Here is a 25,586-nt window from a genome sequence, read left to right as displayed (position 1 = left end):
TGGGACCTTTCTCGAACGGATTAAAGGAATTTGAGGAGGTGTTAGAATGAAAGCCGTTCTGCCCGATTCGAAGATACCAAAGAGATGGTACAACATACTGCCCGACCTCCCGGAGCCCTTGGCTCCGCCCCTCGACCCGGAAACCGACGAGCCGATGAGGCCGGAGAAGCTGTTAAGGATTTTCGCTGAGGAGCTTGTAAAGCAGGAGATGAGCACGGAAAGGTACATCGAGATTCCAAAGAAGGTCCGCGAGCTCTACGCCAAGATAGGCAGGCCAACACCGCTCTTCAGGGCGACGAACCTTGAGAAGGCCCTCGACACACCGGCGAGGATTTACTTCAAGTATGAAGGTGCAACCGTAACCGGAAGCCACAAGATAAACACCGCTTTAGCTCAGGCCTACTACGCGAAGGAGCAGGGGATAGAGAGGCTCGTTACCGAAACGGGAGCAGGCCAGTGGGGAACCGCTTTGAGCCTGGCCGGTGCCCTGCTCGGCCTGAAGGTTCGCGTTTACATGGCGCGCGCCAGCTACTTCCAGAAGCCCTACAGGAAGACGATAATGCGCCTCTACGGGGCCGAGGTCTACCCCAGTCCAAGCGACAGAACCGAGATAGGTCGGAAGTTCCTGAGCGAGGACCCGAACCACCCCGGCGGCCTTGGAATAGCGATAAGCGAGGCGATTGAAGACGTTTTGAGGGACGAAAAGGCCCGCTACGCCCTCGGGAGCGTTCTCAACCACGTCCTCATGCACCAGACCATCATCGGCCTCGAAGCTCAGGAGCAGGTGAAGGAGTTCGAGGAGCCGGACGTTATAATCGGCTGCGTTGGAGGTGGAAGCAACTTCGCTGGCCTTGCATATCCCTTCGTTAGGGACGTCCTGAGCGGGAAGGCAGACTACGAGTTCATAGCGGTCGAGCCGAAAGCCGCCCCGAGCATGACGCGCGGGGTTTACAAGTATGACTTCGGCGACTCCGGAGGCTACACTCCAAAGATGAAGATGCACACCCTCGGCCACACCTACTACGTCCCGCCGATTCACGCCGGCGGCCTGCGCTACCACGGCCTGGCCCCGACACTGAGCGTCCTGATAAACCACGGCATCGTCAAACCAGTGGCGTACCACCAGACGGAGGTCTTCAAGGCCGCGGAGCTGTTCGCGAAGACCGAGGGTATAATCCCAGCGCCGGAAAGCGCCCACGCGATAAAGGGCGTCATAGACAGGGCCCTGAAGGCGAAGGAAGAAGGGAAGGAGGAGGTCATACTCTTCAACCTCTCCGGCCACGGCCTGCTAGACCTGAAGGGCTACGAGGACTACCTCGACGGAAAGCTTGAAGACTACGAGCCGGACTACTTCCCCGCCCTCGGGTGACCCCCCCGATTTTCTATTCTTCATATGTATCCCAGCCTTCTGGCGAGCTCCGCGTTGAGGAGCGAGCCTCCCGCGGCCCCGCGGACGAGGTTGTGGCCGGTGACGACGTACTTGAAGGCCGAACCGCTCTCCTCCAGCCTTCCGACGGTTACGGTTAAACCCCTTCCCCTGTCCCTGTGGAGCCTCGGCTGGGGAACGTCAGTGTAAACCAATGGCTTCTCGTAGCTCGGCAGGTCGAGCTCTTTCAGCGGGTCGAAGGCCCCGAATGCCCCCCTGATTTCCTCCACGCTCCCGCGTTCGAGCTCCACAAAGACGGCCTCGGTGTGGCCGTGAAGGACGGGGACGCGCGTCGCTATCGCGGACACCTCGAAGGGCGCCGGGGTTATCCCCTTCCCGTCGAGACGCCCGAGGATTTTCCTGCTCTCGTTTTCTATCTTCCACTCCTCACCGCTTATGAGGGGAATCACGTTGTCCTGGATGGCGAGGGCGGAAAGGCCCGAGAAGCCGGCGCCGCTGATGGCCTGCATCGTTGCCACGTGAACCCGTTTAATTCCAAACTCCACGAGGGGGGCCAGTGAAACTGTTAGAACCGCGGTTGAGCAGTTCGGGTTCGTCACTATGAATCCGTTCCAGCCCCTCTTTTCCCGCTGGACCTCGATGAGCTTCAGATGGCCGGGGTTGACCTCGGGGACGAGTATCGGCACGTCATCGTCGTAGCGGTGGGCCCTCGCGTTTGTGAAGACCGGAATCTGTTCAGCGAGCCGCTCCTCCACCTCCCTCGATATGGACGCAGGGAGGGCGTTGAAGACTAAATCGACGTCCGGGTCTTTGAGGAACTCGCCCAGGGAGACGACCTCTATCTCGCGGAACTCCTCCGGTGCGTCCTCCACGAGCTCGCCGTAACGCTTCCCCGCGGAGCGCTCCGACGCGACGAGCTTCTCGACCTTGAACCACGGGTGACCCTCAAGGAGCCCCACGAACGTCCTCCCGACCATGCCGGTTGCCCCGAGGACCGCAACCTTCATTCCATCACCTCCCTGAAGGCTTCCAGCGTCGGCTCTATCGGCTCGGGAAGGGTGAAGCGGTTCACCACGACGTTCGGGTCCTTGAGCCCGTGTCCGGTCGTTATGAGAACGTAGCTCTCACCCCTCTCCAGCTCCCCGCTCCCGAGGAGCTTCATGAGGCCAGCCAGTGGCGTTGCGGATGCCAGCTCAACGAACAGGCCCTCCCTGCTCGCGAGGAGGTGCTGGGCGCGGAGTATCTCCTCGTCGCTCACGCTCTCGAACAGGCCGCCGCGGTCGCAGCGGTAGCGGAGCTCCTTCTCGTCATACTCCCTCCCGCACTCGATACACATCAAAACCATAGGGCACCCCTTCCAGCCTTTGTGACGTAGACATCGGCCTCGATACCAATTCCGTTGAAGGCCTCGGCGATGGCCTTCCCTATTTGAGCCACGTCCTCACCGAGGGCGAAGACAGCGGGGCCCGAGCCCGACACGGAGAACCCGTAGGCGCCGGCCTCGAGGGCGGCCTTTCTCACCGTCTCGTACCACGGCATGAGGCTCTTCCTGTAGGGCAGGGCTATCCTGTCGTCGAGGAGCCTTCCAACCGCCGGGAGGTCGTTCTCCCTCAGCGCGAGGACGAGGGATGACGCGAGCGCGAGGTTCCTGACCGCGTCCCCCCGCGGGATTTTTGGCGGAAGGACGCGCCTCGCCTCGCTCGTCGGAATCTCCACGGACGGGAGAACTGCCACCACCTCGAAGTCTACCGGAAGGCGCCAGACCCTCAGCGGCTCGCTGGACTCTATGACGGTGAAGTCGCCGTAGTAAGCCGGAACCACGTTGTCCCCGTGGGCGCTACCGGAAGCGGCCTTTTCGCCCTCCATTGCCGCACGGAGTATGAGCCCCTCGTCCTCCACGCCAAGAACCCTCGCCATGGCGAGCGCCCCCGCGAGCGAGGAAGCCCCCGAGCTCCCGAGCCCGCTCTTTGGCCTTATCCCCTTCTTCAGCTCCATCCTCATGGCGACCTCTTCGCCAAGCAGGTCGGCGAGGGCTTTCGCGGCAACCACCGCGACGTTTCTCCCATTCACGGGCACGTCGTGCCCCTTCACGCGTATCTCCCACTCGTCCGCCTCCCTGAAGGTCAGCTCGTCGTAGGGTTCGCCTATACCGACACCGAAGACGTCAAACCCCGGTCCGAAGTTCGCTATGGTAGCGTGAACCCGAACTTTCATCGAAAATCACCCCGTGTATTTCCCTGAGAACCGGAGCGAGCTCCTACCTCTCAACGGTGAGGAAGAAGTAGCTGTCCCCCCAACTCCCTCCCAGCCGGAGAGCTCTTCAACGCCGATGACGGCTATTCTTGCGGTTTCCCTCTCAACGCGGTGGACGATTATCGGCCAGTCGTCGTTGAACTCAGCGACGAGTGTTCCAAGGCACCAGTCCTCGGTTCTGCCGAGTATCAGCGGAATCCCCTCGTTTTCGATGACCCTGACGAAGAGCACCGCGGAAAGCCTCTCCCCGAAGGAGAGGATGTAGTCCCTCCACACCGGGTCGTAGCGGCGCCTCCCAACTGCCCTCTCAAGCCCGGACAGGAGCCCCGAAACGTCGGCGCCAAGGGAGTCTGCCAGGGCGGAGTGCTCGGCCGATATTCTCTCAAGAAGCCCCGGGCCCCCTGTCTCTGCGAGCCTCAGCAGGGCGTCTGTAACGCCCGAAAGCGCAGAAACGACGACGAGGACGTTGGAGTCCTCACGCAACGTGGCAACGAGGTCCGTTGCTCCTTCCATCGAGAACCTCAGGGAGCTCCCCCCGAACTTCACAACGGTGAGTTTCCCCACCACCCATCGAGGTTCACCCCCCACGGTAGGAGGAACCTGGGTTAAATATTTTTCAAGACGTGAGTTGAAAAATTGACGAAATGTGAAGTAATTGAGGAGAAAATTTGAAGAAATGGTCATCATGAGACCACCGCGAGGGGCGCCGTTCTACGCCTCCCGAAGAGGGCCCAGTGGAGAGAGTTGAGGAAGCCCCCGAGGGAGTAGCGCTCGACCCAGAAGGAGACCACTCTAACGCCGTTGAACTCCCGGCTCTCGCCCTCGTAGCCGGGAACCGAGTCAACGCCCACCACAGAGACCCTGAAGAGCTCCCCCTCCCTCCTGTGGGTGATTACCGGCGTCCCCGAGTCCGCTTCACCGACGACGGTCGAGAAGACCCAGTCGTCGGTCCTGCCTATGAGGATTGGGACCCCGAACTCGGTGGCCTTTGGATGAAGGGCATTCATACCGAGGAGCGAGGCCACCTTCACTCTCTTCCGCGAGATGAAGGGCACCGGCCTCGCGAAGAGAACCCTCCTCGGGTCAGCGGTGTAGACTCCATCGACACCCCCCATTATCAGAACGGCGTCTGCGCCGATGGCCTCCCCGAGGACCGCGGCCGTGTAGTCGCTCCCGTTCCTCCCGAGGGTCGTCCTGAGGTCAAGGTAGCCGCCTATGAAGCCCGGAACAACGGCCACGAAGCCTCCCTCGATGGCCTCCCTGACGGGGGCGCTCCCCCTCAGCGTCTCCCTGAGGTTGACCTCCGCGTTCCCGAAGTTGCCGTCGGTCGCTATGACCTCCCACGGGTCGAAGAGCACGACGGGGACTCCCCTCGCGGACAGGGCCTCGGCGAAGGCCCTCGCCGACAGCAGTTCGCCGAACGAAACGACGTGGTCCCCGAAGGCCCTTTCGGACGGAAACGATGCCCTTGACTCAATACTCCTCTCGAGCTCTCTGAGGAGGTGTGAAAAGATTGAGGGGTCGAGGCCGTGCCTGAGCGCGAAGTCCCTGTGGAGCGCTTCTATGCCCTCGATGCCGTCCCCGGTCTCTGCGAGCCTCAGCAGGGCGTCGGTAACCCCTTTTATTGCCGAGACGACGACGGCGACTTCTCCGGCGTCCCAGAGCCGGCTGGCAAAGGAGACCGCCGAGTCGAAGTGGTCCCTGACAGAGCTCCCGCCAAACTTGACGACGAACCTCCTCCCGGGGCAGAGCATCAGACAGACCTCCTGAATGGTATGGTCTCCTTTCCTTCCCTCGCGAGCTCCTTCCTGACGATTTCAACGCCCTTAACGAGGTTCACGAGCTTCCCGTAGGCTATCCTCCTGTCGAGGAGCTTTAGGCCGCAGTCCGGGTTGACGTAGAGCCTCTCCGGCTCGACGTAGTTCGTCACCTTCCTTATCGCCCTCGCGACCTCCTCCGGGTTCTCGACGCGCGGGTTGTGAACATCCACGGCACCGAAGCCGAGCTCCCCGTGGGTAAGCTTTTTGAGGAAGTCCATGTCGCGGAAGTTCCTGTTGGCGAACTCGAGGGCGAACTGGGAAACCTTCAGCTCGTCGAAGTAGTCGGCGAGGAGGTGGTAGTTGGAGTAGCAGACGTGGAGGCCGAACTTCACCCGGACCCCCTTCACCGCCCTGTTGATGGTCTCCACCGCTATGGGAACCTCGTCCGGGTGGTTGAGCATCGCGGGCTCGTCGAGCTGGATGAAGTTCGCTCCTTCTTTCTCGAGGAGCTTGAACTCCCTGTTGAGGATTTTGGCCAGCTCAAAGGCGAGCTCCTCCTTGCTCGGGTAATACTCGTTGAAGCTCCACTCGGCTATGGTGTAGGGGCCCGTTACCGGAACCTTCACCACCCCACGGGTCGTGTTGGCCTTAACCCACAGGAACTCGTCGAGCACGAGGGGCTCGCTGTACTCGAGCTTTGAAACGGCCGCCGCCTTGTTGAAGTAGGCGTTGCCCCACACCCTCACCGGGCCGTAGAAGCGGAAGCCCTTTATCTTCGCTGTGAAGTGCTCGGTCATCTCGCTCCTGCCCATCTCGCCGTCCCAGGGGATGTCTATACCAGCCCTCTCGTGCTCCCTCAGGACGGCCACGCTCGCGTCCCTTACGGCCTCCTGGAAGTCCTCCTCCGGAAGCCTGCCCAGGGAGTAGAGGTTGTACGCCCGCAGGAGCCACCTCGGTTTTGGATAGCTCCCTATGACGCTTGTGGGAAGGATTGGAAGCTCCACCTCACTCACCCCCGAGCCTTCCAAGGAGCTTCAGTTTCCTCCACGCGACGCTCTCCGGGAGGAAGTCGAGGAGCGTGTTCGGAGTGATGTAGAGATCCCTGTACCTCCTCAGGAATGGCCTGAGCCTGTCCACGAGCCTGTCGCGCCTCTCCATCTTAGTCTCCCTCACGTTCACTATCCCGAGACCGGGCCTTCCGGAGTATTTCTCCGGAACCGAGCCCTCGACGAGGTCGAAGTTCATGATTACGCCGTCCGGGAGAACCTTCGGGGTGCCGAAGTACGTTACCACCCAGAGCTCCTTCACCCTCGCGAGGTCCTCTATGAGCCTCTTCGCGGTCTCCGGCGAAACGGCGTCGCTCGTCTCCCTCGTGGCCCTCGAGAGCTCCGCGGCTAAGGCCGGCTCCTGGAGCTCCACGAGACCGACGGGAATGTCCTTCATGAGCTCCGCCAGAACGCCGGTGTAGGCCTCCGCCAGCTCGTCGAGGCTCCCGTAGGCCTCGTTTATGGAGTGGTATGCCAGCGTGACCGGGCCCGGCAGAACAGCCTTTAGCGTCGCTCCTGGGTAGACCTCCTCCTTTATCTCGAGCGCGATGTTGAGCCACTCTGGAATTGGGTTCTCCCTCAGCGAGAGCTCTCCCTTAACCACGGGGGAGCGGTAGAAGAAGTTGTTCTCGTAGAACTTGAAGAGGCCGTTGACCTCCACCCCGTCTATGAACCTTATCAGCGGGTTGAATACGTCGTCCCAGCGGTAGAGGCCATCGGTGATTACCCTTATACCCGCCTCTCTCAGCTTCACGAACGCCCGCTTCGTGTGCTCCCGGTAGGCCTCTTCGAGCTTTTCCTCGCTCAGTCTTCCCATTGAATACTGCTCAATCTTCTTGGCCAGCGAAACAGGCCTTGGAAGGCTGCCTATTAGAGCCGGAACTATCATCCAAACACCTCCCTCACGAGTTCTTTCACCTCCTCCCACAGAGAGAGCCACTCCCCGAGGGTTTCAGCGAGTAGAATCAGGTTAACGCCGCCCTTCGCGTCGAGGGATTTCACTTCCTCGAGGAGCTCTCCGAAGCCCTCATCCCCCGTTGGTATGCCCATCCGCTCGAGGAAGGGCTTGAGCTCGTCCCCCAGGGGGTAGAGCAGCGAGACGACGACCGGGACCTCCGCCCTGGTCTTCTCTTCAACCTCCATCAGTACCTCTCGGATTGAGAGGACGCTCTCCCGCCTCGCAACCACCTGGGTGAAGAGGACCTCCGCTCCGGCCACAATCTTTCTGATTGTTCTCCTAGCCTCCACCCCCGGCCGGTAATGTGGGTTCATAGTCCCAGCAACCCTCGGGCGGCTCTCGACCTGAACCCTCTGACCCGGCGGCATCACGCCGGCGAATACGAGCCTCGCAAGCCTGAGTAGGTTCGGGGAGTCGAGGTCGAAGACCGGCCTGCTCGGCATCGAGAGCCCGGGCCAGTCCCCGGTCGTCAGAAGCACGGCCTCGAAGCCGAAGAGCTGTGCGGTCCTGAGCTCTGAGGCGAGTGCCGAGAGGTTCCTGTCCTTCGCGGTCACGTGGGGCATGACGCCGGCCCTCACGCCAACGTCCTTCAGCCTCGTCGCGAAGGCCACGGGGTCAAAGTGGGGGTAGCCGAGGGGATTGTCCGGAACCGTCACGAGGTCGGCCTCAAGCGTCCGGAGAACCCGGAGGAGGTCCTCGCTGGAGCGGACTACCTTCACAGGGAACTCGACGGTGAAGGCCTTCCCCCTCGTGAGCTTTCTCCAGAAAGCGGAACTCCTCGGCACCGAGTCGGACTCGACGAGCCCCTCAAGCTCCGCGAGCAGGGGGTGCTCCTCAAAGAGCATCCACGGTTCCAGTGGAACGCGCTCTATCAGGCCGGTCCACGGACAGTGCCTCCCGTCCACCTCGCAGGCACCCTCAAGAGCCCCGCCGCAGGGCCCGTTGAGAAGCCTCTTGGGGCAGGAGTAGACCCTAATCGCCACCACCCCCCAGGGCCCTGTCGAGGTCCTCGATTAGTTCGTCCTCGTCCTCAAGGCCGACAGAGAGGCGTATCAGGCCGTCCGTGATTCCGAGGAGCCTCCTCCTCTCGGGCGGCATCACTTTCGCGGCGCTCTTCGCCGGGTAGGAGGCTATGCTCTCTACGCCCCCGAGGGAAGGCGACGGGAAGATTCTCCTCAGCGAACGGAGGAAGCTTAAGGCCCCGGATTTACCCCCGGCGTGCTCGAAGCTGACGACGCCGCCGTAGAGGTCCCTCTCAAAGAGCCTGCGCGCGGTCTCGTGGTGGGGGTCGTCCCTCAGCCCCGGGTAGTGCACGTTCTTAACCTTCGGATGCTCGCTCAGGAACTCCGCTATAGCGAGGGCGCTCCTGCTCTGCCTCTCAAAGCGGAGTTCAAGGGTCTTCATGCCCCTCCAGACGAGCCACGCCTCGACGGGCTGGATTATCGAGCCGAGCCTCCGCCTCCAGTGCCAGAGCCCTGAAACGTCGAGGTCCCCGAGGATTACGGCCCCGCCGAGAACGTCGTTGTGGCCGGCGATGTACTTGGTGAGGCTGTGAACCACCGCATCGGCCCCGGCCTTGAGGGGACGGAAGACGAGCGGGGAAAACGTGTTGTCCACGACGACCCTCGCCCCGACCTCCCTCGCCCTCTTCACGACCTCCGGGACGTCTATCACCTTGAGCGTCGGGTTGGTCACCGTTTCAAGGAGCACGAGGGAAGTCCCTCCTCCAATCGCCTCGACGATGGATTCGGCGCTCGGGTAGGCGAGCTTAACGCTCACCCCGAACTTCTCCAGCTCCTCGGCGAGCTGAACCGTCGTTCCGTAGGCCTCCATCGGCAGGACCACCTCGTCCCCGGCGGAGAGCTGTGAGAGGTAGAGACAGCCTATCGCCGCCATGCCGCTGTTGAAGGCCAAAGCCTCCCTCCCGCCCTCGAGGGCCGAGAGGTTCCTTTCAAGCACCCTGACGGTCGGGTTCTCCTCCCTGCTATACTTCAGGTCGAATCCCCGGTCCGATTTCCCGGCCTCGCCGTACTGCGCGAAGGCGACAGTGATGTACACCGGCTCGTGGAGGGGTCTCATGTCACCACCGTTGGTGGCTGGAAGCCGGCGTTTATATAATTTTCGACATATTTTTTGGTATTAAATATTCTCTCTAGTTATACAACTTTGAGTGGTTACATTTAAGGCCTGAAAAGCCTTTAAAATGAGACGTTTTTCAACACAAACCTGTTAAAAAATTGGTGCAGTTTCCGGGAGAAATGCTAAAATGCGTCAAAGGTGCGAGAGAATTGAACGCGGGTGGAAGTTCAGGCTCGCCCTCGCCTCTGGAATCTCCATTCCGATGTTTATCCCGAGGCTCATCAAGTCCCTCGGCCCGCGAACCTCCCACCTGCTCTCGGCGGAGCTCGTGATGAAGCGCGGAACGCGATACTTCCTGACGAGCTCCCAGACCTTGGCCATGAAGCGGAGTGTTAGTGCCCTCTCGTAGGGATTCGCCCTCAAAAGGGGTGAGAGCGAGAAGCCAATTGCTACGCCCCTCCTGCCTGCCATTCCAGCCAGCGTGTGGTCGAAGCCGTAGTCCTTCCTCCCGAGCCAGGGGCTTATCAGGGCGTCAACCTTTGCCTCGATTGCCATTCTGTTGACCCTCATGTCGCCTCCCTGAACATAGAGCAAAGCTTTGAGGTTCCTGGCCCTGAAGGCCCTTATCAGGCTCGGCTTCTTAGTTACGAGCAGGAGTGCAACCTTTCCGTAGGTCTTTCGAAGCTCCCTAACTTCTTCCTTCAGTGAGTCCCAGTCCGGCTCATTGTCGAGGACGAGCTTTTTGGTAAAGACTACCTCGTCGAACCACTCATTAGCTAACTCGTAGGCCTCCGTGCTCCTGACGTCCATCTCGACGAAGTAGTCCCTCTCGCTCATTCCTTCTCCTCCAGCCACTCCCTCACGGCCTTCACAACGGCCTCTTTCTTCATCGGGAAGGCCTTGACCTTTATCTTAACCCGAATCGTGTCGCCTCCCTCGTCAACCTCTACCTCACCGAGGTAGGCCTTCTGCTTGTTGAAGCGGACGTAGAGCGTTCCCTCGTCGTCAACCTTCTCGTCGAGGTTCTCAAGGATGTAGCGCCTCGCGTTCTCGTCGAGGAGCTCCCTGAAGTGCTTGAGGAACGCCCTCACCGCTTTGCTCCTTTTTATCTCGACGTTGACGACCTTAATCGGGTTGCCGAAGAAGCCCGTGGTTTCCTCAACATCAAAGTGAACGTCTTCATCGTCTATCTCCTCGGGAATGAACGTCCCTATCGCCTCTAAGACCTTGTCCTCGTCCTCGGTCGCGTGAATGAAGGTTGTAAGCCTGACGTGGTGCGCCCTGAGCGTCATCTTCTCCCACCCGAACTCCTTTGGCGGAGGGATTTAAAAATGTGAGTGGGGGAAAGCCATAAGTATGTTCCCACCCAAACCCCTATGGTGGGAAAATGCTGGCCAGAGTGGACTCAAGGGGGAGGCTCTACATACCCAAGGAGCTCAGGAAGGACATTTCGGGCGAGGTTTACCTTGTCAGGGTGGAGGAGGGAATTCTCATAGTGCCCAAGCCGGAAGACCCGCTGGGAGAGCTTGAGGAACTCGGGAAGAAGCTCCCGGACGTTTCCCTCGAAGAGCTGAGAAGGGAAATCCTGAAAGAGGCGGAGAAGCTCGCGGGTGGGTGAAATGGTCTACGCGGACACGGATTTTTTCCTTGCACTTCTTAAACCCAACGACTGGCTGAAGGAGAACGCCAGAAAGCTTTACGAAAAATATAAAGGGGAGATAACGACCTCGGAGGCAACCTTCCTCGAGCTTTTGATACTCTCAAAAAGGTTCAATCTCGACCCCCTCAGGCTTCTGGCGGCTGTGATGGCGATAATCGAGGAGGAAAACGAGGACTACCTCCGGGCGGCGTACTACATGAAGGAGCACAATCTTAATCCCTTCGATGCAGTTCATGCGGCGAAGTGCGGAGGAGTGATAATCAGCTCGGATAAGGCCTTCGACAAGCTCGGAATCAAGAGGATAAAGCTCGAAAAGCCAGAAGAAGAATAGAGGGGAAATCACTTGGTCTTGCCCTTGTTGGCCCTCACGCTGGGCCTGACCTTCTCGGCGCCCTTACCCTTGTTCCTCAGGCCACGGCCCTTCTTGCCGGCGCTGGTGAGACCACGGAAGACCCTACCCTTGTGGGGCTTGAGGGCAATCCAGGCTATCTTCGGGTCGCTCTTTATGACCGGGTGGTGCGGGTCAACCATTATGACCTCGAACCACTTGTACATTCCGTCCTCGCCGACCCAGTAGGAGTTGAGGACCTCAAGGTTCGGGAACTTTCTCGCGGCCTTCTCCTCGGCTATCCACTGGAGGCTCTTCTTCGGCGAGTACTTGACCATACCCATCTTGCTCGGCTTCCTTCCGCCCTTCCACCTGGGCCTCTTCCTGCCGCCACGCCTGACCCTAACGCGAACGACGACGTAGCCCTGCTTGGCCTGGTAGCCGAGCGAGCGAGCGCGGTCAAGCCTCGTGGGCCTCTCGACGCGGACGACGACCGGCTCTCTCCTCCACTTAACCATCCTCTTCTTGAGGAGCTCTCCCACGTAGCTCTTCTTGGGGCTCTTCCAGGCTTCCCTTATGTACTTGTACATTCCCATCTTTCTCCCTCCCACGTTTGTGGTTCTCCGCAGAGCGGAACATCCCGCGGGCGAACCCGCCTAGTCGGTCGAGTTTCGAGGGTTGGTTTTTAAGGGTTGCGGAGGACTAACGTCGATGACGGGAAAACGGTTGAGGCTCATCCTCCTCTTCCTCGCGGTCTACCTCTCCTGGGACGCCTACGCCTTAATTTATCCATTCATCGGGCGCTGGAGCGCCGACGTTACCCGTTTCCTCCTCCACCTGCCACTGACGTCCTATCACTTCGAATACTCCCTCGTGAGCTGGACGGTCTCTCATCATCACCTCCACGCGCTCATGAGGGCGGTTTATAAGGCCGGCTTCGCGGGTAGCTTCTGGCTCCCGGCCCTCTACTTCACATTCGCCGACCCGGAGCGGGCGAAGAGACTCGCCGTCAGGTTCGCCCTCGGCTTCGGAATTCTGGCCCTATCCTTTCTGGTATTCCACGTCCACGCGCCCCACGTCGTTTACACTCTCCCGGAGCGCTACGCGCCCAACGACTGGACCGCTCGACCCGAGTTCGTTCTCCCCTCTCCTCACTGCACGCTGGCCTTCATCGGCCTGCTCTCAGTTCTGGAAGTTAAGAGGAGGGAAACCGTCCCGCTCGCAGTTTTCCTCGCGCTCGTTCCCACCTCAACGGTTCTCCTCGGTGAACACTGGGTCTGGGACGCGGTAGCGGGCTTCCTCGTGGCTCTCGTCGCGGTGGGGGTTGAGAAAAGGGTTTAAGGCGGGCAGGAAAAATAAACCCCGGTGGTGGTATGAGAATCGGAAAGCTCGCAAAGCTGATGAAGGAGAGGGGATTTGATGGAGCTCTCGTCAGTCCGGGCTCGAACTTCTACTACCTGACCGGAATCAGAATCCACGAGGCCGGTGAAAGGCCGACGATTCTGGCTTTAAACGCCGACGGGGAGTTTCACCTCCTCGTTCCGAGCCTCTACGAGAACGTCCTGAGTGACGTGCCCGTTACCTTCTGGCGCGATGGCGAGAACCCCTACGCGAAGCTCGCGACGATTGCTCACGAGCTCGGCATAAGCGACGGCAAAATCCTCATCGAGAACACGATGCGCGCCGACTGGCTCATAGAGATTAACAGAACCGTCCGGATGAGGCCCTATCCTCTGAGCGTTGTGATTAGGGAGCTCAGGATGAGGAAGGACCCAGAGGAGATAAGGCTCATGGAGAAAGCGGCGAAGGTCGTTGATGAGGTCTTCGAGGAAATTCTGAGCTGGGATTTGGTTGGGATGACCGAGAGAGAACTGGCTTTAAAGATAGAGCTCGCGATAAGGGAGCGCTCGGATGGGATTTCCTTCGAGCCGATAGTCGCTTCCGGTGAGAACGGCGCCAATCCCCACCACGAGCCGGGCGAGAGGAAGCTGAGGAAGGGTGAGGTGGTGATACTCGACTACGGGGCGAGGTGGAAGGGCTACTGCTCCGACATAACGAGAACGATAGCCCTCGGCGAGCCCGACGAGAGGCTTGTAAAGATTTACGAGGTTGTTTGGGAGGCGCAGGAGAGGGCATTCCAGGCTGTCAGGGAGGGCGTGAAGGCGAAGGAAATCGACGGAACCGCGAGGAGAACCATAGAGGAGGCCGGCTACGGGAAGTACTTCACCCACAGAACCGGCCACGGGTTGGGCTTGGATGTCCACGAGGAGCCCTACATCGGGCCCGACGGAGAGGTCGCCCTCGAGAACGGAATGACCTTTACGATAGAGCCCGGAATCTACGTCCCGGGGCTTGGAGGGGTTCGCATAGAGGACGACGTGGTCGTGGAGGGAAAAGGAAGGAGGCTGACGAAGGCCGAGCGGGAGCTGATTTCGGTTTAGCGCCTCCTCCAGAGCACAAAGAGCACCACGGCTGTGACAATCGCCGCAACAGAGAGAACACCCCACGGAGTCCCGCCGGTTCCGCTGGTCGAAGGTGCAGGCTCTGCGGGTTTTTCGAACGACTGTGTCGTGGTTTCAGCAGGCCAGGTTTCGGTTCCTCCGTTATTCCATTTCTCGGTTTTCCTGCAGAGAGGGACTCCCTCAACGGGACGCTTCCCCGGCAAACTGTACTTGATGAGCCGTCCGTTTTGATAGAGGTACAGGCTGAAATCCGTGCTTATCATCACCCCGTCCTTTAAGTGCACCATGTGGTACACGGTCCCGTTGATTGGCACCGTCACATTCCCCGGCACGATGAGAATCCGTCCGTTATCGCCTATCAGAAGTCTGCCGTCCACCGAGAGGTACGAAGTTCCGTTTGACTCGAAGGTTCCAACGTACTCAACGCCGTTCTTCATGAGGTAGACTATCTGCTCCGGACGCACGGGGAGGCTGAGGTTCGAAACCACGAGGTAGTTCCCAACAACGTACGCTTCCGTTAACAAGTCTGTCTCGATTATCGGTCTCAGTCGGCCGTCGTAGAGGTAAGCCGTCGCGGTCTCGTTCCCGAAGTGAGAAGACCTGAGAACCCAGCCGGAGGGCGTGAGGCCGAGGACCTCCGTACGGCCGTTGACCGTTCCGGCTTTCTTGAGCTCGCCGGGCTTCCAGAGGTAGAGGGTGGCGTTGAAGAATCCAGGCCTCGGCTCGAAGTTGTAGGCGATGAAACAGGTTTCCCCGCTGGAGTTGCAGGCGACGGAAACGTAGTGCTCCACGTCATGGCGCAGGGGGAGCCGGTACAGCCGTCCGTTGATTGCCAGGTAGTACGTTTCGTTGTTCCGCAGGAGAACCCCGCCGGGTGCCGGGCGGAAGTAGACCCATCCCCTAAAGGAGCCGAGCCTTAGGAAGCCGCCGTTGTAAAAGTAAAGGGTCCAGTTCTTGCCCCCATCATTAACGAGGACGTACCTTCCGGCTGCCCGGTAGATGTTGAGCCCCACGGGTTTAACACAGCTCCCGTTGAAGACGTAGTAGCCGTCCCTGCCCTCGAGCAGGGCAACACCCATCCACGAGACCGGGTAATAGGGACCAACGTACCTAAATGTGCCGTTGAAAGTGTAGAGGTAAGTGCCGTTCCCAATCTGGATGGCAACGAACGCCGAGGTGCCATTTGAGAAGAGGGCGGTAACCTCGGCTCCGGGTGCACTCTCGTTCGAGCTGAACAGGCCCTCGAGCTGGTCGAGAACGCTCCTCAGTGAGCCGTTGGAGTACACGTAGAGGGCGTTTGACGCACCGCCGTCAGCGCCCATCTCACCCCTGTAGAGCAGGAGAAAGCTCCCAGCCGGCGTCAGCTGGAGGTAGGGCTTTCCAACCTTGAGCGAGCGCATCTCGTCAGTGCCCCTCTCCCAGATGTGGAGGGTGCCGTTCCAGTACAGGTAGACGTGCCTCCCATCAAACGCAACGGGCCACCCGAAGCTCTCGTAGCCGGAGAGGGGCAACCACTCACCGGTGTTCCTGTCGGTGTACCACGAGAGGCCCTCAAGCTTCACGAAGCCACTCGGGTTCGCGACGTAGGCCTCGCCGGCTCCAGGAGCCGAGACGTAGTACTCGCCGAGGAGGGAGCCGTTGGGAGAGTAGAGTCTCAGGGGGCGCCCTTTGAAGAGGGCCTCGCTGAGCGCGGAGGTCGTGTCCGGGTAGATGTACCAGGTCCCGTTCCAGCCGAGGCTCATCTCTGGGGTCTTGACCTTCAGGGCATCCACTCTGAAGCCGAGGGCGTTGATTAGCGTTTCATTGAGCTCGGTTCTTCCCCACTCCAGGAGCAGGAGGGTGCCGTTGAAGTAGTCGAGCCACACCTTTCCGCTTGCAAGCCACCGAAAACTTCCATTGGAAAAGACGTAGTAGTTGTAGCGGCGCCAGGTGAATCTCAACGGAACGGTCCGCACGAAGAGGAAATCCCTAAATGCTATCCCGCTCGGTTCGCCCTCGACGCTTCCCAGAAACGTAGAACTCCCGTTCAGGGAAACTTTATAGATGGAAGTGACTGCGGTTCCCCTCGTGGCGTTGGGAAGGCGCTCAACGTAGACGTAGAGCCTTTTTCCAAGCACCTTTACCCACACGGGCATATAATCAATTGTTTTCACGGAGAACAGGACCTTAAAGCCGCTGCCGTTGTAGGCGAGGCAGTACCTGCGCTCGTTGCCGCCGAGGAGAATCCAGCTCCCGTTGATGTAGCCGACGATTGAAAAACCCTCAACGGACGCTGGCAACATCCTGAAGGAAGTTCCGTTGTAGAGAACGTAGAGGGGACGGAGCGGAGAACAGCCCCGCTGTGCACTGCACGAGTACCCTGCAGAAACTGAGAGCACGACAGTCCCGTTGCCAGGCTGGGCCCGTTCGACGAGCACCCACGCGTTAACACTTTGCAGAGTCATGAGAATAATCATCAAGAGCACCGCGAATTTTCTCATAACATCCCACCAGAAGGTACAAAGGCACGACGTATAAAAGGGTTGTGCTACAGCTTTTCATCGCTCAGCTTTTCAATGAGCCGCCTCGTGTGCTCGTCTACTGACTCGCTGAGGCCCACGAATACCACTCCGTCGTTTACCATCGCATGGTCCCGTACATCCCCGAGGAACTTCAACACCGCGAGTTTATCGTTGTAGAGGAGCAGAAAATCGAGGCAGTCAATTACCACGAGTCCCCGGGACCCGCTCTTCTTTGCCTCCAGGAGATACTGAACTATCACGTGCCTTATCTTTTCAAGAGCCGTTGGAGGGATGGAGTTCTCGAAGGGAACCGCTGAAACTCGGAACACAGACCAGTTCTCCGGAAATTCGCCTTCCTCACGGGTGAGGAGCAGGACGGGCGAATCATGGTACTTATCGAGGATGGACTTTAGCTTTCTCCCTTCAACGAGCACGAGCCCCTTCGTTTCGACTTCCGGAGCCTTCCCACCCTTGAAGAGCCCCTCGCGGGTAACACGAATCGTCGCAATCGAGAAAACGACGGCACCAACGGCCATGAGTGAGAGACCCAAGAAAGTTCCCCTTAGAACCTTGTAGCCGAGAAAAACAACTGCCACCGGAATCATTGAAAGAGAAAGCCAAGGACGCTTGAAGACGCGATACGCCACGTACGCAGTTATCAGGAGCATGACCCTGGAGTCGCTCGCTATCCCGCCGACACCCTTGGGAACTTTGTAGCCCAGAACCTCGATGATGCGATAGACCACGTGAGAGACGGGAACAAGTAGGTAGAGGGCGAAGAGGGACGTCTTAGAGGGGTGCATCTCGATGACGAGGAGAACTACGTAGAGGGAAACCGTTCTGGTTATCCGCTACTTTTGGAACTTGTGAACCAATCGTAGCGGATAACCTTCCCCACTCCTGTCTTCATCGTGAGGCTTTCGGGGGGAACGGAAACTCCCCACATCTTCAAGGCTTTCAAACGAATATTCCAACTCCCAACCACATCACGGTCGGCCTCAAACCCACAATTCGAACACTTCAAAACCCTGTGCCCATTCGGGCTTAACTTCCCCCCACATACCGGGCACAGGGAGGAAGTAAAAGCGGGATTCACAAAAACAACCTTAACTCCCCTCAGTTTAGCCTTATATTCGATAATGCTTTGAAGCTTCCTAAAACTCCACCTGTGGAGGCGACCATTCATCTCAGCCGAATACCTGATTGACTCCCTGATTTCCGTTAAATCCTCTAAAGCAATCCCACCATATTTTTCCGCCAGCTCAACGATTTTATTCGCCAGTTTGTGATACAAGTCGTTCAGCCTGTTCCTCTCCCTTAACCCGTATTTTTCGAGGAGTTCTCTCCTCCTCTTTCCAGCCCTGATTTTCCCCTGTATTCTCCTTCTCTTTACGAAATAGCCAGTCCTAATCTCTCGCTCGTGAGTGATGATTTGAACGAATTCACCGTTTGGAAGGGAGAGAGTAACGTTATTCTCGTTCAAATCAACTCCAACAAAAGCTTTAGGCTCGCTAACTTTAACCTCTTTCGAGAAAACAACGTTGATGAAAGTTCCTTTCGGCGTTCTAACCAGCCATGCTTGGCCAACCTTCCAGTCCTTGAACTTCTCGTGGTATCTGGCGGGGTAAAACTCTAATTGAATCCTCCCGCTTGGAGTGGTGAGTTTTACGGTTCCCTTCTCCAAGTCGAGTTTGAACAGGTGGTCGTCGAGCATTATGACTTCCCTCTTAAAAACAGGCTTTCCCTTAGCTTTCCCCTTCTTTCTCCGCTTCCTAAAGCTCTTGAAGATTGCCGTCGCCATTTGGCAAGCCGTGTAGAGATAATGGCTTGGGAGTTCTGGGTACTCCTTGCGAAGGCTCTTGTAAGTTTCTTTTTTCAGCCGGTAAAAGCTGGTGATGTTGTTCTCAGAAGCGTAAGTGATGAGGAAATTCACGATTTCACGATAAGTTTGGAAGAGGCCATCTAACCCTTCGGGTGTTTCTTTGAGCTTGAATTTGGTAGTGAGTTTGATTGTTTCACTCGGCATTTTCCAGCTCCTTTTTTGTTTTCTTAATCCAATCCTTGATTGCCTCTTCAATTGCAACGCTTAAGACTCCCCTCTTGTCCCCGTAGCGTTTTTTGGCGAGTTTTTTGAACTCTTGGAGGGTTTCTTCACTGATGACAAAAGTAGCCTTAGGCATTATTAACCACCACTAAAGAAATACTAAGTGGGATATTTAAACATTGTGCTAACAAAAATCAACAAAAATTACGAAAGTTAAAAAAAATTACGAAAGTTACCAACTAAGAAACAGCCCAAGGGCGAAAAAGTACAGAAACACCTCGGCGAGGGAGGGGTGGCCGAGTATCCTCAGGACAACGTGAACGCAGAGGAACGCCCAACCGGCGGAGGCCGAAAAAAGCGTTCTGGACTTCTCCCAAAGGGCGCGAAGCGTCAGATAGCCGAACGTTGCGAGGCTGACCGCGAGCATGAGAACCTCGGCGTCCAAAAACCCCCTCATGTGGTTGGATATCACGCGGGCCTATTTAACGTTTCCCGCCAAAAAGCCCAAAAACCTTAAATACCCAAAGCCGTTACTCGCACCGATGCCGATGAGGGGGGAGTGTCTTCTCCGCTGGAATCACATCGGTGCCTGATTTCATCGATAACCCCCCTATTCTGGACTCCCGCTCTTTTGGAAAAACCTTGAGGAGGTTTTGGACATGAAAGTGGACTTCAAGGCCATTGAGGAGAAGTGGCAGAAGCGCTGGCTTGAGGAGAGGGTTTTTGAACCCGACAGAAACGCGAAGCCCAAGGAGAAGAAGTTCTACATAACCGTCGCCTTTCCCTATCTCTCGGGCCACCTCCACGTCGGCCACGCGAGGACCTACACGATTCCCGACGTCATAGCGCGCTTCAAGAGGATGCAGGGCTACAACGTGCTGTTTCCGATGGCGTGGCACATCACCGGCGCGCCGATAGTCGGAATCGCCGAGCGCATAAAGAACCGCGACCCGAAGACCATACACATCTACCGCGACGTCTACAAGGTGCCCGAGGATATTCTCTGGAAGTTCGAGGACCCAAAGGAAATCGTTAAATACTTCATGAAGGCCGCTAAGGAGACCTTCATAAGGGCCGGCTTCAGCGTGGACTGGACGCGCGAGTTCCACACAACGAGCCTCTTCCCGCCCTTCAGCAAGTTCATAGAGTGGCAGTTCTGGACGCTCAAGGACATGGGGCTGGTCGTTAAGGGCGCTCACCGCGTCCGCTGGGACCCCGTTGTTGGAACTCCCCTCGGCGACCACGACATAATGGAGGGTGAGGACGTCCAGATTCTCGAATACGTGATAATCAAGTTCATCCTGGAGGAGAACGGGGAGAAAATCTACCTCCCGGCCGCGACGCTGAGGCCCGAGACTGTCTATGGGGTAACCAACATGTGGCTGAACCCCAACGCCACCTACGTCAAAGCCAAAGTCAGGCGCGGTGACCGGGAAGAGACCTGGATAATCAGCAAGGAAGCGGCCTACAAGCTCTCCTTCCAGGATAGAGAGATAGAGGTCATCGAGGAGTTCAAGGGCGAGAAGCTCATCGGCAAGTACGTGAAGAACCCGGTAACGGGCGACGAGGTCATCATTCTGCCGGCGGAGTTCGTTGACCCCGACAACGCGACTGGAGTAGTCATGAGCGTTCCCGCTCACGCCCCCTTCGACCACATAGCCCTTGAAGACCTGAAGAAGGAAACTGAACTGCTCCTCAAGTTTGACATCGACCCGCGCGTCTTGGAGGACATCACCTACATCTCGCTGATAGAGCTCGAAGGCTACGGTGAGTTCCCGGCCGTTGAGGAAGTCGAGAGGCTCGGCGTGAAGAGCCAGAAGGACAAAGAAAAGCTCGAAGAAGCTACCAAGAACATCTACAAGGCCGAGTACCACAAGGGGCGCTTTAAGATTGAGCCCTACGCGGGCAAGCCGGTCCAGGAGGTAAAAGACCTCATAGCCAAGGAGCTGATGGAGAAGGGCATTGCCGAGATAATGTACGAGTTCGCGGAGAAGCCCGTCATCTCGCGCTTCGGCAACCAGGCCGTCATCAAGATAATCCACGACCAGTGGTTCATCGACTACGGAAACCCCGAGTGGAAGGAGAAAGCAAGGGAAGCGCTCGCCAGCATGACGATTTACCCGGAGAGCAGGCGCGCGCAGTTCGAGGCTGTAATAGACTGGCTCGACAAGAAGGCCTGCGCGAGAAAGGTCGGCCTTGGAACACCCCTGCCCTGGGACCCTGAGTGGGTCATCGAGAGCCTGAGCGACTCGACCATCTACATGGCCTACTACACGATAAGCAGGCACATAAACAAGCTCCGTGAGGAGGGCAAGCTCGACCCCGAGAAGCTCACGAGGGAGTTCTTTGACTACATCTTCCGCGAGGACTTCAGCGAGGAGCGCGAGAAGGAGCTCGAGGAGAAGACCGGAATTCCGGCTGAAACAATCCACGAGATGAAAGAGGAGTTCGAGTACTGGTACCCGCTCGACTGGCGCTGTTCAGCTAAGGACCTCATCCCGAACCACCTGACGTTCTTCATCTTCAACCACACGGCGATATTCAAGAGAAAGCACTGGCCGAAGGGAATAGCCGTAAACGGCTTCGGAACGCTCGAGGGACAGAAGATGAGCAAGAGCAAGGGCAACGTGCTGAACTTCATTGACGCAATCGAGGAGAACGGGGCAGATGTTGTCAGGCTCTACATAATGGGACTTGCCGAGCACGACAGCGACTTCGACTGGCGCAGGAAGGAGGTCGGAAAGCTCCGCAGGCAGGTCGAGCGCTTCTACGAGCTGATAAGCGAGTTCTCAGGCTACGAGGCCGAGGAGACCGAGCTCAAGAACATCGACCGCTGGATGCTCCACCGCCTTAACAAGGCCATCGAGGGAACCACTAAGGCCCTTGAGGAGTTCAGGACGAGAACCGCCGTCCAGTGGGCGTTCTACACGGTCCTCAACGACCTGCGCTGGTACATGCGCAGAACTGAGGGAAGAGACGACAAGGCCAAGCGCTTTGTATTGAGAAAGCTCGCCGACGTCTGGGTCAGGCTCATGGCGCCGTTTACGCCACACATCAGCGAGGAGCTCTGGGAGAAGCTGGGCGGAGAGGGCTTCGTTAGCCTCGCTCCCTGGCCCGAGCCCGTCCCCGGGTGGTGGGACGAGACGGTAGAGGCGGAAGAGGAATTCGTCAAGGCCTTCATTGAGGACGTCAAGGAGATAATCCGCGTTGCGAAGATAGAGAACCCGAGCAGGGTTTACGTCTACACAGCCCCCGAGTGGAAGTGGAAGGTCGTTGAGGTCGTTGCCGAGAAGAGGGACTTCAAGTCGGCGATGGCCGAGCTTATGAAGGACCCGGAGATGAGGAAGCACGGCAAGGAGATAAGCAAGCTGATACAGAGGCTCATCAAGGAGAGGGCCTTCGAGGTCAAGAGGATAGATGAGGAAAAGGCGCTGAGGGAAGCCAAGGACTTCATAGAGAAGGAGCTTGGCGTCAAGCTGATAATCAACCCCGAGGAGGACAAAGGAGGAAAGAAGAAGCAGGCAATGCCGTTGAAGCCGGCGGTTTACGTGGAGTGATGCTTTGGCTTCTCTTTATCTTCTTGGAAATTTATCCCCTTGCTGGTTTAAAATTTGTTTTAATATCAAGAGAACATTCGTACCCACATTAAATAGGATAATCACGAAAAATATCGCTATGAGAACAAATAGAATCATCCCAAAGGGATTAGGCAAAGTTTCAGTTAAAGTATCTTTAATGCTTCTAAAGGCCTCCACTATCGGTATCAATATGCCCGATTTCATTAGCACTTCATTCATCTTAATCACCATAACTATCCTAAGAAGAACTCCTTATAATCCTTCTTTTTTGTTACATACTAAAATCTAGCCCTGCTATCAGTTCACCCCCAACTTATAAAACCTTTTCTCCGAAAACGCCTTAAAGAGAGCGTCTTTAGCCCTTTTCGGTGTTGTCCATGCCCGTTAGCGAGGAAACGTTTAAGAGAGAAGTTCTTTCAAAAATCTCGCCCCGGAACGAGCCACCTTTACCTTCTGATTGGCTTTATACCGAGCAAACTTTTCTGGAGAAAAGTTTGACCAAAAGTATTCAACTCACTAACTGCCACCACAAAGTTTACATGTCTTGACAAACCGGGCAAGAAAAGGGGTTTAAAGAAGAAAGCGAAATTTCATTAGGTTTTAGCTCTTTTTAACGCCCTTCGGGCGTTGTATTCGCAGTAAAACCATGCTCTATGGCCTTTGAAACTTGAAACCTCACAACATTAGCGCCTCTTCAGAATAGGAATGCCAACTTTGATGAAACTTTGCGCAGGCAAAGTTTCGTCGGCTGTGGTGCGCACGCACTAACCACCGTTCCCCTCGCTTATCTCGTCGGTGAAACCGGCCGTGTCGTTGCGGTTGACCGCTCCCGCTGGCGCTTCTTTGAGGAGATAACGTCGTCGGCCGGCGTAAAGTACAGGATAATCCCCCTCAAACTCGACGCGCGGGAGTTGCCGTTTCCTTTCAGAGCTTTTGACCTGGCGGTTCTCGTCCACGGAATACGGAGCCTGAAGAGCGAGGAAACGATGGTTAAGGTCATCTCGGAGATGCTCCGGGTCTCGGAGCGGGTATTCATCGCGGAGAGCCTCCCTGTGGCGAACAACGAGCGACAGAGGGCGCACCTCGAACTCTACAATCTTCGCGAGGAACTCTTCGAGGCGCTGTTCGGCGAGAGGGACGACCTTCACTACCCGACGCTTGAGAGGCTCAAGGAGCTCGTTGAGCGGGCAGGAGGGAGGGTAATCGAGAGCGGGACCTTCGAGCCCAAGCTACCTCACTATCTCGCCTACATTCCCAGGGAGTACGTGGAGAGGATAGAAGACGAGGAGAAGCGCGCCGAGCTTTTGAGAAGATGGGAGGAAGCCCTTTGAAAAGTGGAAGGCCGGGGCGGAGCATCCTCCGGTCGGGTGGCTGATTGCAAAGCGCTGAAAAGAGAAAACCAGAAACATCAGGCCGAGAGGTTGCCGTCCCGCCTCCACAAGGAAAGCTCAAAAAGACTCCCGAGAAGGCCCAGCAGAACGGCCGGGAGCAGGAGGAAGAGCAGAACTACCATAAACCCATCGCTCTCGGTGGGGCCCGACGCCGGCGCTTCAACGAAGGAAGCCACGAGCCTTATCAGCGCCAACACAGCAACGAGAGCGACCGGAACAGCTATTAAAGCCGTTTTTGCGAGCTCTCTCGGCCCAACGCCAAGCCGGAAGGCAACGAATGCAACGAAAAGTGAGCCCAGCAGGAGTCCTGATTAAGTAGAGTGCAAGCGGAAGGAGCCCTCCAGCATCAATCCCGAGAAGGAAGCCTGCCAAAAACGACAAGAGCACTATCAAAAGGGACAATCCAGCAACTTTCTGGACGTCGCGCATATTCCCCACCAAGCAAAGTATGAATGTTCACCTATTTAAAAGTATCTACGGACTGTTCTCCACAACGACCTCGACTCGGGCGCGGGCGATGATTGCGAGCAGAACCGCGAGGAGGACAACCCTAAGGGCCTTTGAAACCCACAGGGGATAAGGCTCCAGCGTGCCCGAGCTGGAAACGAGCGCCTCGCCGCGGTCAACTACTTCCGTGTCTGGGGAAAGTCCGAGGAGCGCGAGGGTAACGATGAAGTCCACCGCCATTCCCGCGGTGTTGAAGATGTAAACGAGAGCCCAGAAGTCTGAGCGGAGTAGCCACGCGAGGGCGAGCGCGATGAGAGATAAGGAAAGCGGCGCAAGGGTAACGGCGATAAAGCGTTTCGAGGTTAGGGGTGTTTCAACTGCAGTGTAGAGCGCGATGACGAGCTTCCAAAGGTTGTGACGCCGAACCTCCCCCTCGCACCGAAGAGCTTGGCAACGAGCGCGTGAAGGCCCTCGTGAAAAGGTATTACGACGACCCAGGGAAGGATGAGATAGTAGACAAAATCCCAGAGCGAGCTTACCGAAACTTCAACCCATGGAACCGTAAAGGCAGAACCTATGAGGAGCAGAAGGGAGAGGGTAAGGAAGTCAGAGGAATAATCGGAGAGCCGGAACTCTCCCATCAAAACTCTCTCTCCACCAGGAACTCGGCGAGGAGTTCAAGGTCTTTCCTCGCCTCGCTCTCGGGGAGAACCTTGAGCGCCTCGTTGGCTTCCTTCACGAGGTTCTTGGCGTACTGAGCGGCGTAATCGATGCTACCGTACTTCTTGAGGAGCTCGATGGCCTTGGCAACTTCCTCCTTCACCTTATCGTCGTGAATGAGAGCATCTCCCTTGGCGTCTCCCGCGTATTTTCCAAAGACCTTCATGAACTCCGCCTTGTCCTCCTCGTTCGCGTGCTGGAAGAAGTGGCTGACTATGAGCGTCTTCTTGCCCTTCCTTATGTCGCTTCCGACGGGCTTTCCAAGCTTTTCCTCGTCGGCAATCAAATCAAGAACGTCGTCCCATATCTGGAAGGCTATTCCCACGTTCCTTCCCCACTTCGAGAGGGCCTGGATGTACTCCTCGTTGTCAGTCCCGACGATTGCACCTATCGTTGCCGAGCCGTCGAAGAGCGCCCCTGTCTTCCCGCTTATCATCCTGAGGTACTCGTCAACCGTTACCTCGTCCCTCATCTCGAACTCTATGTCCAAAGCTTGACCCTCGCAGAGCTCGTTTGATGTCTTCACGAGAACCTCAAGGATTCTCGCCTTCTTCTCGGGGCTTACCTCAGCCCGGGCTACCGCTTCGAAGGCCTTTGAGAACAACAAATCGCCGGCGAGAATGGCCATGTTGACGCCCCAGACCTTGTGGACTGTCGGCCTTCCGCGCCTCAACTCGTCCATGTCCATTATGTCGTCGTGGACGAGGGAGTAGTTGTGAATAAACTCAACCGCGGCCGCTGGATAGAGCGCCTTCTCAGGGTCGCCGCCAACGGCCTCAGTTGCCCGGAGAACGACGAAGGGGCGAACCCTCTTGCCACCGGCGAGCGGATAGTGGCGCGCGGCATCGTAGAGGTTCTTGGGCTCCCTCTCAGGGATGAGCTCGAAGATTTTCTCGTCGACGACCTTAGCCTTGGTTTTAACCCTGCTGAAGAGTTCATCATACTTCCCCATGTTACCACCCCGTGAGTGAT

General features: G+C 57.4%; 29 protein-coding genes and 1 pseudogene. 7 read left to right on the top strand and 23 right to left on the bottom strand.

Annotated features, from left to right (window positions below):
* The first annotated feature begins 46 nt into the window (after positions 1-46).
* A complete protein-coding gene (locus CS910_RS04355; RefSeq protein ID WP_099209894.1) occupies positions 47-1,369 on the top strand; it encodes a TrpB-like pyridoxal phosphate-dependent enzyme in 1,323 nt (440 codons plus the stop codon).
* 20 nt (positions 1,370-1,389) lie between these two features.
* Here the strand turns inward: CS910_RS04355 and asd are convergent, their stop codons facing one another.
* The 11 genes from asd to CS910_RS04300 form a co-directional block, all read right to left on the bottom strand.
* The gene (asd, locus tag CS910_RS04350) at positions 1,390-2,394 is read right to left on the bottom strand and encodes an aspartate-semialdehyde dehydrogenase (RefSeq protein ID WP_099209893.1); all 1,005 of its coding nucleotides are present in this window, start codon (positions 2,392-2,394) and stop codon (positions 1,390-1,392) included.
* Entirely contained in the window at positions 2,391-2,726 is a 336-nt protein-coding gene (locus CS910_RS04345; protein WP_394346614.1) for a pyridoxal-phosphate dependent enzyme, read from the bottom strand. Before CS910_RS04345 ends, asd begins: the two co-directional genes overlap by 4 nt.
* A complete protein-coding gene (locus CS910_RS04340) occupies positions 2,723-3,601 on the bottom strand; it encodes a homoserine kinase (RefSeq protein WP_099209892.1) in 879 nt (292 codons plus the stop codon). Before CS910_RS04340 ends, CS910_RS04345 begins: the two co-directional genes overlap by 4 nt.
* A gap of 6 nt (positions 3,602-3,607) precedes the next feature.
* Positions 3,608-4,204 carry an amino acid kinase family protein gene (locus CS910_RS04335; RefSeq protein WP_223211926.1) on the bottom strand — a complete coding sequence of 199 codons (597 nt, stop codon included), beginning with the start codon at positions 4,202-4,204 and terminating at the stop codon, positions 3,608-3,610.
* A gap of 119 nt (positions 4,205-4,323) precedes the next feature.
* Positions 4,324-5,394, bottom strand: coding sequence for an aspartate kinase (locus CS910_RS04330; RefSeq protein ID WP_099209891.1), 1,071 nt, complete (start codon positions 5,392-5,394; stop codon positions 4,324-4,326).
* The gene (locus CS910_RS04325) at positions 5,394-6,404 is read right to left on the bottom strand and encodes a methionine synthase (RefSeq protein ID WP_099209890.1); all 1,011 of its coding nucleotides are present in this window, start codon (positions 6,402-6,404) and stop codon (positions 5,394-5,396) included. Before CS910_RS04325 ends, CS910_RS04330 begins: the two co-directional genes overlap by 1 nt.
* A gap of 1 nt (position 6,405) precedes the next feature.
* Entirely contained in the window at positions 6,406-7,335 is a 930-nt protein-coding gene (locus tag CS910_RS04320) for a uroporphyrinogen decarboxylase/cobalamine-independent methonine synthase family protein (protein WP_099209889.1), read from the bottom strand.
* Positions 7,332-8,387 carry a methylenetetrahydrofolate reductase C-terminal domain-containing protein gene (locus CS910_RS04315; RefSeq protein ID WP_223211925.1) on the bottom strand — a complete coding sequence of 352 codons (1,056 nt, stop codon included), beginning with the start codon at positions 8,385-8,387 and terminating at the stop codon, positions 7,332-7,334. The genes CS910_RS04320 and CS910_RS04315 overlap by 4 nt, the downstream gene beginning before the upstream one ends.
* Positions 8,377-9,483: a cystathionine gamma-synthase family protein gene (locus tag CS910_RS04310; protein WP_099209887.1), complete on the bottom strand. Its 1,107-nt coding sequence runs from the start codon at positions 9,481-9,483 to the stop codon at positions 8,377-8,379. The genes CS910_RS04315 and CS910_RS04310 overlap by 11 nt, the downstream gene beginning before the upstream one ends.
* 192 nt (positions 9,484-9,675) lie before the next feature.
* Positions 9,676-10,320 (bottom strand): Ribonuclease P protein component 3, encoded by a 645-nt coding sequence (locus CS910_RS04305; RefSeq protein WP_099209886.1) that lies wholly within the window; start codon positions 10,318-10,320, stop codon positions 9,676-9,678.
* The gene (locus tag CS910_RS04300) at positions 10,317-10,775 is read right to left on the bottom strand and encodes an RNA-binding protein (RefSeq protein ID WP_099209885.1); all 459 of its coding nucleotides are present in this window, start codon (positions 10,773-10,775) and stop codon (positions 10,317-10,319) included. Before CS910_RS04300 ends, CS910_RS04305 begins: the two co-directional genes overlap by 4 nt.
* A gap of 95 nt (positions 10,776-10,870) precedes the next feature.
* On the opposite strand from CS910_RS04300, the gene CS910_RS04295 reads away from it, so the two are divergent.
* Positions 10,871-11,101 carry an AbrB/MazE/SpoVT family DNA-binding domain-containing protein gene (locus tag CS910_RS04295; RefSeq protein ID WP_099209884.1) on the top strand — a complete coding sequence of 77 codons (231 nt, stop codon included), beginning with the start codon at positions 10,871-10,873 and terminating at the stop codon, positions 11,099-11,101.
* Between the two features lies 1 nt (position 11,102).
* A complete protein-coding gene (locus tag CS910_RS04290) occupies positions 11,103-11,474 on the top strand; it encodes a type II toxin-antitoxin system VapC family toxin (RefSeq protein ID WP_099209883.1) in 372 nt (123 codons plus the stop codon).
* A gap of 8 nt (positions 11,475-11,482) precedes the next feature.
* On the opposite strand, the gene CS910_RS04285 is transcribed toward CS910_RS04290, so the two are convergent.
* A complete protein-coding gene (locus tag CS910_RS04285; protein WP_042692979.1) occupies positions 11,483-12,067 on the bottom strand; it encodes a 50S ribosomal protein L15e in 585 nt (194 codons plus the stop codon).
* A 115-nt stretch (positions 12,068-12,182) separates the two neighbouring features.
* On the opposite strand from CS910_RS04285, the gene CS910_RS04280 reads away from it, so the two are divergent.
* A complete protein-coding gene (locus tag CS910_RS04280; protein WP_099209882.1) occupies positions 12,183-12,812 on the top strand; it encodes a phosphatase PAP2 family protein in 630 nt (209 codons plus the stop codon).
* Positions 12,813-12,844: 32 nt separating this feature from the next.
* Entirely contained in the window at positions 12,845-13,912 is a 1,068-nt protein-coding gene (locus CS910_RS04275; protein ID WP_099209881.1) for a M24 family metallopeptidase, read from the top strand.
* Here CS910_RS04275 and CS910_RS04270 read toward each other — a convergent pair.
* The 5 genes from CS910_RS04270 to CS910_RS04255 form a co-directional block, all read right to left on the bottom strand.
* The gene (locus CS910_RS04270; protein ID WP_145955358.1) at positions 13,909-16,389 is read right to left on the bottom strand and encodes a hypothetical protein; all 2,481 of its coding nucleotides are present in this window, start codon (positions 16,387-16,389) and stop codon (positions 13,909-13,911) included. The genes CS910_RS04275 and CS910_RS04270 overlap by 4 nt on opposite strands.
* Positions 16,390-16,460: 71 nt before the next feature.
* Positions 16,461-17,237, bottom strand: a complete 777-nt coding sequence (locus CS910_RS04265) for a DUF835 domain-containing protein (protein WP_099209879.1) — start codon at positions 17,235-17,237, stop codon at positions 16,461-16,463.
* A 41-nt stretch (positions 17,238-17,278) separates the two neighbouring features.
* Positions 17,279-18,460, bottom strand: a complete 1,182-nt coding sequence (locus CS910_RS04260; RefSeq protein ID WP_099209878.1) for an RNA-guided endonuclease InsQ/TnpB family protein — start codon at positions 18,458-18,460, stop codon at positions 17,279-17,281.
* Positions 18,450-18,614 carry a hypothetical protein gene (locus CS910_RS11975; RefSeq protein WP_014011681.1) on the bottom strand — a complete coding sequence of 55 codons (165 nt, stop codon included), beginning with the start codon at positions 18,612-18,614 and terminating at the stop codon, positions 18,450-18,452. Before CS910_RS11975 ends, CS910_RS04260 begins: the two co-directional genes overlap by 11 nt.
* 96 nt (positions 18,615-18,710) lie before the next feature.
* Positions 18,711-18,935 (bottom strand): hypothetical protein, encoded by a 225-nt coding sequence (locus tag CS910_RS04255; protein WP_145955357.1) that lies wholly within the window; start codon positions 18,933-18,935, stop codon positions 18,711-18,713.
* A gap of 202 nt (positions 18,936-19,137) precedes the next feature.
* Between CS910_RS04255 and leuS the strand changes: the two genes are divergently transcribed.
* The gene (gene leuS, locus CS910_RS04250) at positions 19,138-22,035 is read left to right on the top strand and encodes a leucine--tRNA ligase (RefSeq protein ID WP_099209876.1); all 2,898 of its coding nucleotides are present in this window, start codon (positions 19,138-19,140) and stop codon (positions 22,033-22,035) included.
* Between the two features lie 15 nt (positions 22,036-22,050).
* Here leuS and CS910_RS04245 read toward each other — a convergent pair whose 3' ends face one another.
* Positions 22,051-22,284, bottom strand: a complete 234-nt coding sequence (locus tag CS910_RS04245) for a hypothetical protein (protein ID WP_145955356.1) — start codon at positions 22,282-22,284, stop codon at positions 22,051-22,053.
* A gap of 497 nt (positions 22,285-22,781) precedes the next feature.
* Between CS910_RS04245 and CS910_RS04235 the strand changes: the two genes are divergently transcribed.
* Positions 22,782-23,387, top strand: a complete 606-nt coding sequence (locus tag CS910_RS04235; protein WP_223211924.1) for a class I SAM-dependent methyltransferase — start codon at positions 22,782-22,784, stop codon at positions 23,385-23,387.
* Between the two features lie 77 nt (positions 23,388-23,464).
* Here CS910_RS04235 and CS910_RS11800 read toward each other — a convergent pair whose 3' ends face one another.
* The 5 genes and pseudogenes from CS910_RS11800 to CS910_RS04225 form a co-directional block, all read right to left on the bottom strand.
* Entirely contained in the window at positions 23,465-23,644 is a 180-nt protein-coding gene (locus tag CS910_RS11800; RefSeq protein WP_145955355.1) for a hypothetical protein, read from the bottom strand.
* A gap of 277 nt (positions 23,645-23,921) precedes the next feature.
* Positions 23,922-24,134 (bottom strand): hypothetical protein, encoded by a 213-nt coding sequence (locus tag CS910_RS12145; RefSeq protein ID WP_262926566.1) that lies wholly within the window; start codon positions 24,132-24,134, stop codon positions 23,922-23,924.
* 24 nt (positions 24,135-24,158) lie between these two features.
* Positions 24,159-24,242: pseudogene (locus tag CS910_RS12235) on the bottom strand (hypothetical protein); the annotation flags it as partial.
* 14 nt (positions 24,243-24,256) lie between these two features.
* A complete protein-coding gene (locus CS910_RS12045; RefSeq protein WP_223211923.1) occupies positions 24,257-24,535 on the bottom strand; it encodes a hypothetical protein in 279 nt (92 codons plus the stop codon).
* The gene (locus CS910_RS04225) at positions 24,535-25,566 is read right to left on the bottom strand and encodes a polyprenyl synthetase family protein (RefSeq protein ID WP_099209873.1); all 1,032 of its coding nucleotides are present in this window, start codon (positions 25,564-25,566) and stop codon (positions 24,535-24,537) included. The genes CS910_RS12045 and CS910_RS04225 overlap by 1 nt, the downstream gene beginning before the upstream one ends.
* Positions 25,567-25,586 lie beyond the last annotated feature (20 nt).

The organism is Thermococcus henrietii (assembly GCF_900198835.1).
Taxonomy (GTDB): domain Archaea; phylum Methanobacteriota_B; class Thermococci; order Thermococcales; family Thermococcaceae; genus Thermococcus; species Thermococcus henrietii.
This window is presented reverse-complemented; position numbering and strand designations above follow the sequence as displayed.

What these genes read in the sequence shown, in the direction of transcription:
- CS910_RS04310 (WP_099209887.1), bottom strand. Translation starts at nt 9,483, where the DNA reads ATGAGACCCCTCCACGAGCCGGTGTACATCACTGTCGCCTTCGCGCAG.
- CS910_RS04265 (WP_099209879.1), bottom strand. Translation starts at nt 17,237, where the DNA reads ATGCACCCCTCTAAGACGTCCCTCTTCGCCCTCTACCTACTTGTTCCC.
- CS910_RS04355 (WP_099209894.1), top strand. Translation starts at nt 47, where the DNA reads ATGAAAGCCGTTCTGCCCGATTCGAAGATACCAAAGAGATGGTACAAC.
- CS910_RS04280 (WP_099209882.1), top strand. Translation starts at nt 12,183, where the DNA reads ATGACGGGAAAACGGTTGAGGCTCATCCTCCTCTTCCTCGCGGTCTAC.
- CS910_RS04290 (WP_099209883.1), top strand. Translation starts at nt 11,103, where the DNA reads ATGGTCTACGCGGACACGGATTTTTTCCTTGCACTTCTTAAACCCAAC.
- CS910_RS04300 (WP_099209885.1), bottom strand. Translation starts at nt 10,775, where the DNA reads ATGACGCTCAGGGCGCACCACGTCAGGCTTACAACCTTCATTCACGCG.
- CS910_RS04260 (WP_099209878.1), bottom strand. Translation starts at nt 18,460, where the DNA reads ATGCCGAGTGAAACAATCAAACTCACTACCAAATTCAAGCTCAAAGAA.
- CS910_RS04295 (WP_099209884.1), top strand. Translation starts at nt 10,871, where the DNA reads ATGCTGGCCAGAGTGGACTCAAGGGGGAGGCTCTACATACCCAAGGAG.
- CS910_RS04320 (WP_099209889.1), bottom strand. Translation starts at nt 7,335, where the DNA reads ATGATAGTTCCGGCTCTAATAGGCAGCCTTCCAAGGCCTGTTTCGCTG.
- CS910_RS04275 (WP_099209881.1), top strand. Translation starts at nt 12,845, where the DNA reads ATGAGAATCGGAAAGCTCGCAAAGCTGATGAAGGAGAGGGGATTTGAT.
- CS910_RS11975 (WP_014011681.1), bottom strand. Translation starts at nt 18,614, where the DNA reads ATGCCTAAGGCTACTTTTGTCATCAGTGAAGAAACCCTCCAAGAGTTC.
- CS910_RS04270 (WP_145955358.1), bottom strand. Translation starts at nt 16,389, where the DNA reads ATGATTATTCTCATGACTCTGCAAAGTGTTAACGCGTGGGTGCTCGTC.
- CS910_RS04285 (WP_042692979.1), bottom strand. Translation starts at nt 12,067, where the DNA reads ATGGGAATGTACAAGTACATAAGGGAAGCCTGGAAGAGCCCCAAGAAG.
- CS910_RS04330 (WP_099209891.1), bottom strand. Translation starts at nt 5,394, where the DNA reads ATGCTCTGCCCCGGGAGGAGGTTCGTCGTCAAGTTTGGCGGGAGCTCT.
- asd (WP_099209893.1), bottom strand. Translation starts at nt 2,394, where the DNA reads ATGAAGGTTGCGGTCCTCGGGGCAACCGGCATGGTCGGGAGGACGTTC.
- leuS (WP_099209876.1), top strand. Translation starts at nt 19,138, where the DNA reads ATGAAAGTGGACTTCAAGGCCATTGAGGAGAAGTGGCAGAAGCGCTGG.
- CS910_RS12145 (WP_262926566.1), bottom strand. Translation starts at nt 24,134, where the DNA reads ATGGCGGTGGACTTCATCGTTACCCTCGCGCTCCTCGGACTTTCCCCA.
- CS910_RS04305 (WP_099209886.1), bottom strand. Translation starts at nt 10,320, where the DNA reads ATGAGCGAGAGGGACTACTTCGTCGAGATGGACGTCAGGAGCACGGAG.
- CS910_RS12045 (WP_223211923.1), bottom strand. Translation starts at nt 24,535, where the DNA reads ATGGGAGAGTTCCGGCTCTCCGATTATTCCTCTGACTTCCTTACCCTC.
- CS910_RS04225 (WP_099209873.1), bottom strand. Translation starts at nt 25,566, where the DNA reads ATGGGGAAGTATGATGAACTCTTCAGCAGGGTTAAAACCAAGGCTAAG.
- CS910_RS04340 (WP_099209892.1), bottom strand. Translation starts at nt 3,601, where the DNA reads ATGAAAGTTCGGGTTCACGCTACCATAGCGAACTTCGGACCGGGGTTT.
- CS910_RS04255 (WP_145955357.1), bottom strand. Translation starts at nt 18,935, where the DNA reads ATGAGGGGGTTTTTGGACGCCGAGGTTCTCATGCTCGCGGTCAGCCTC.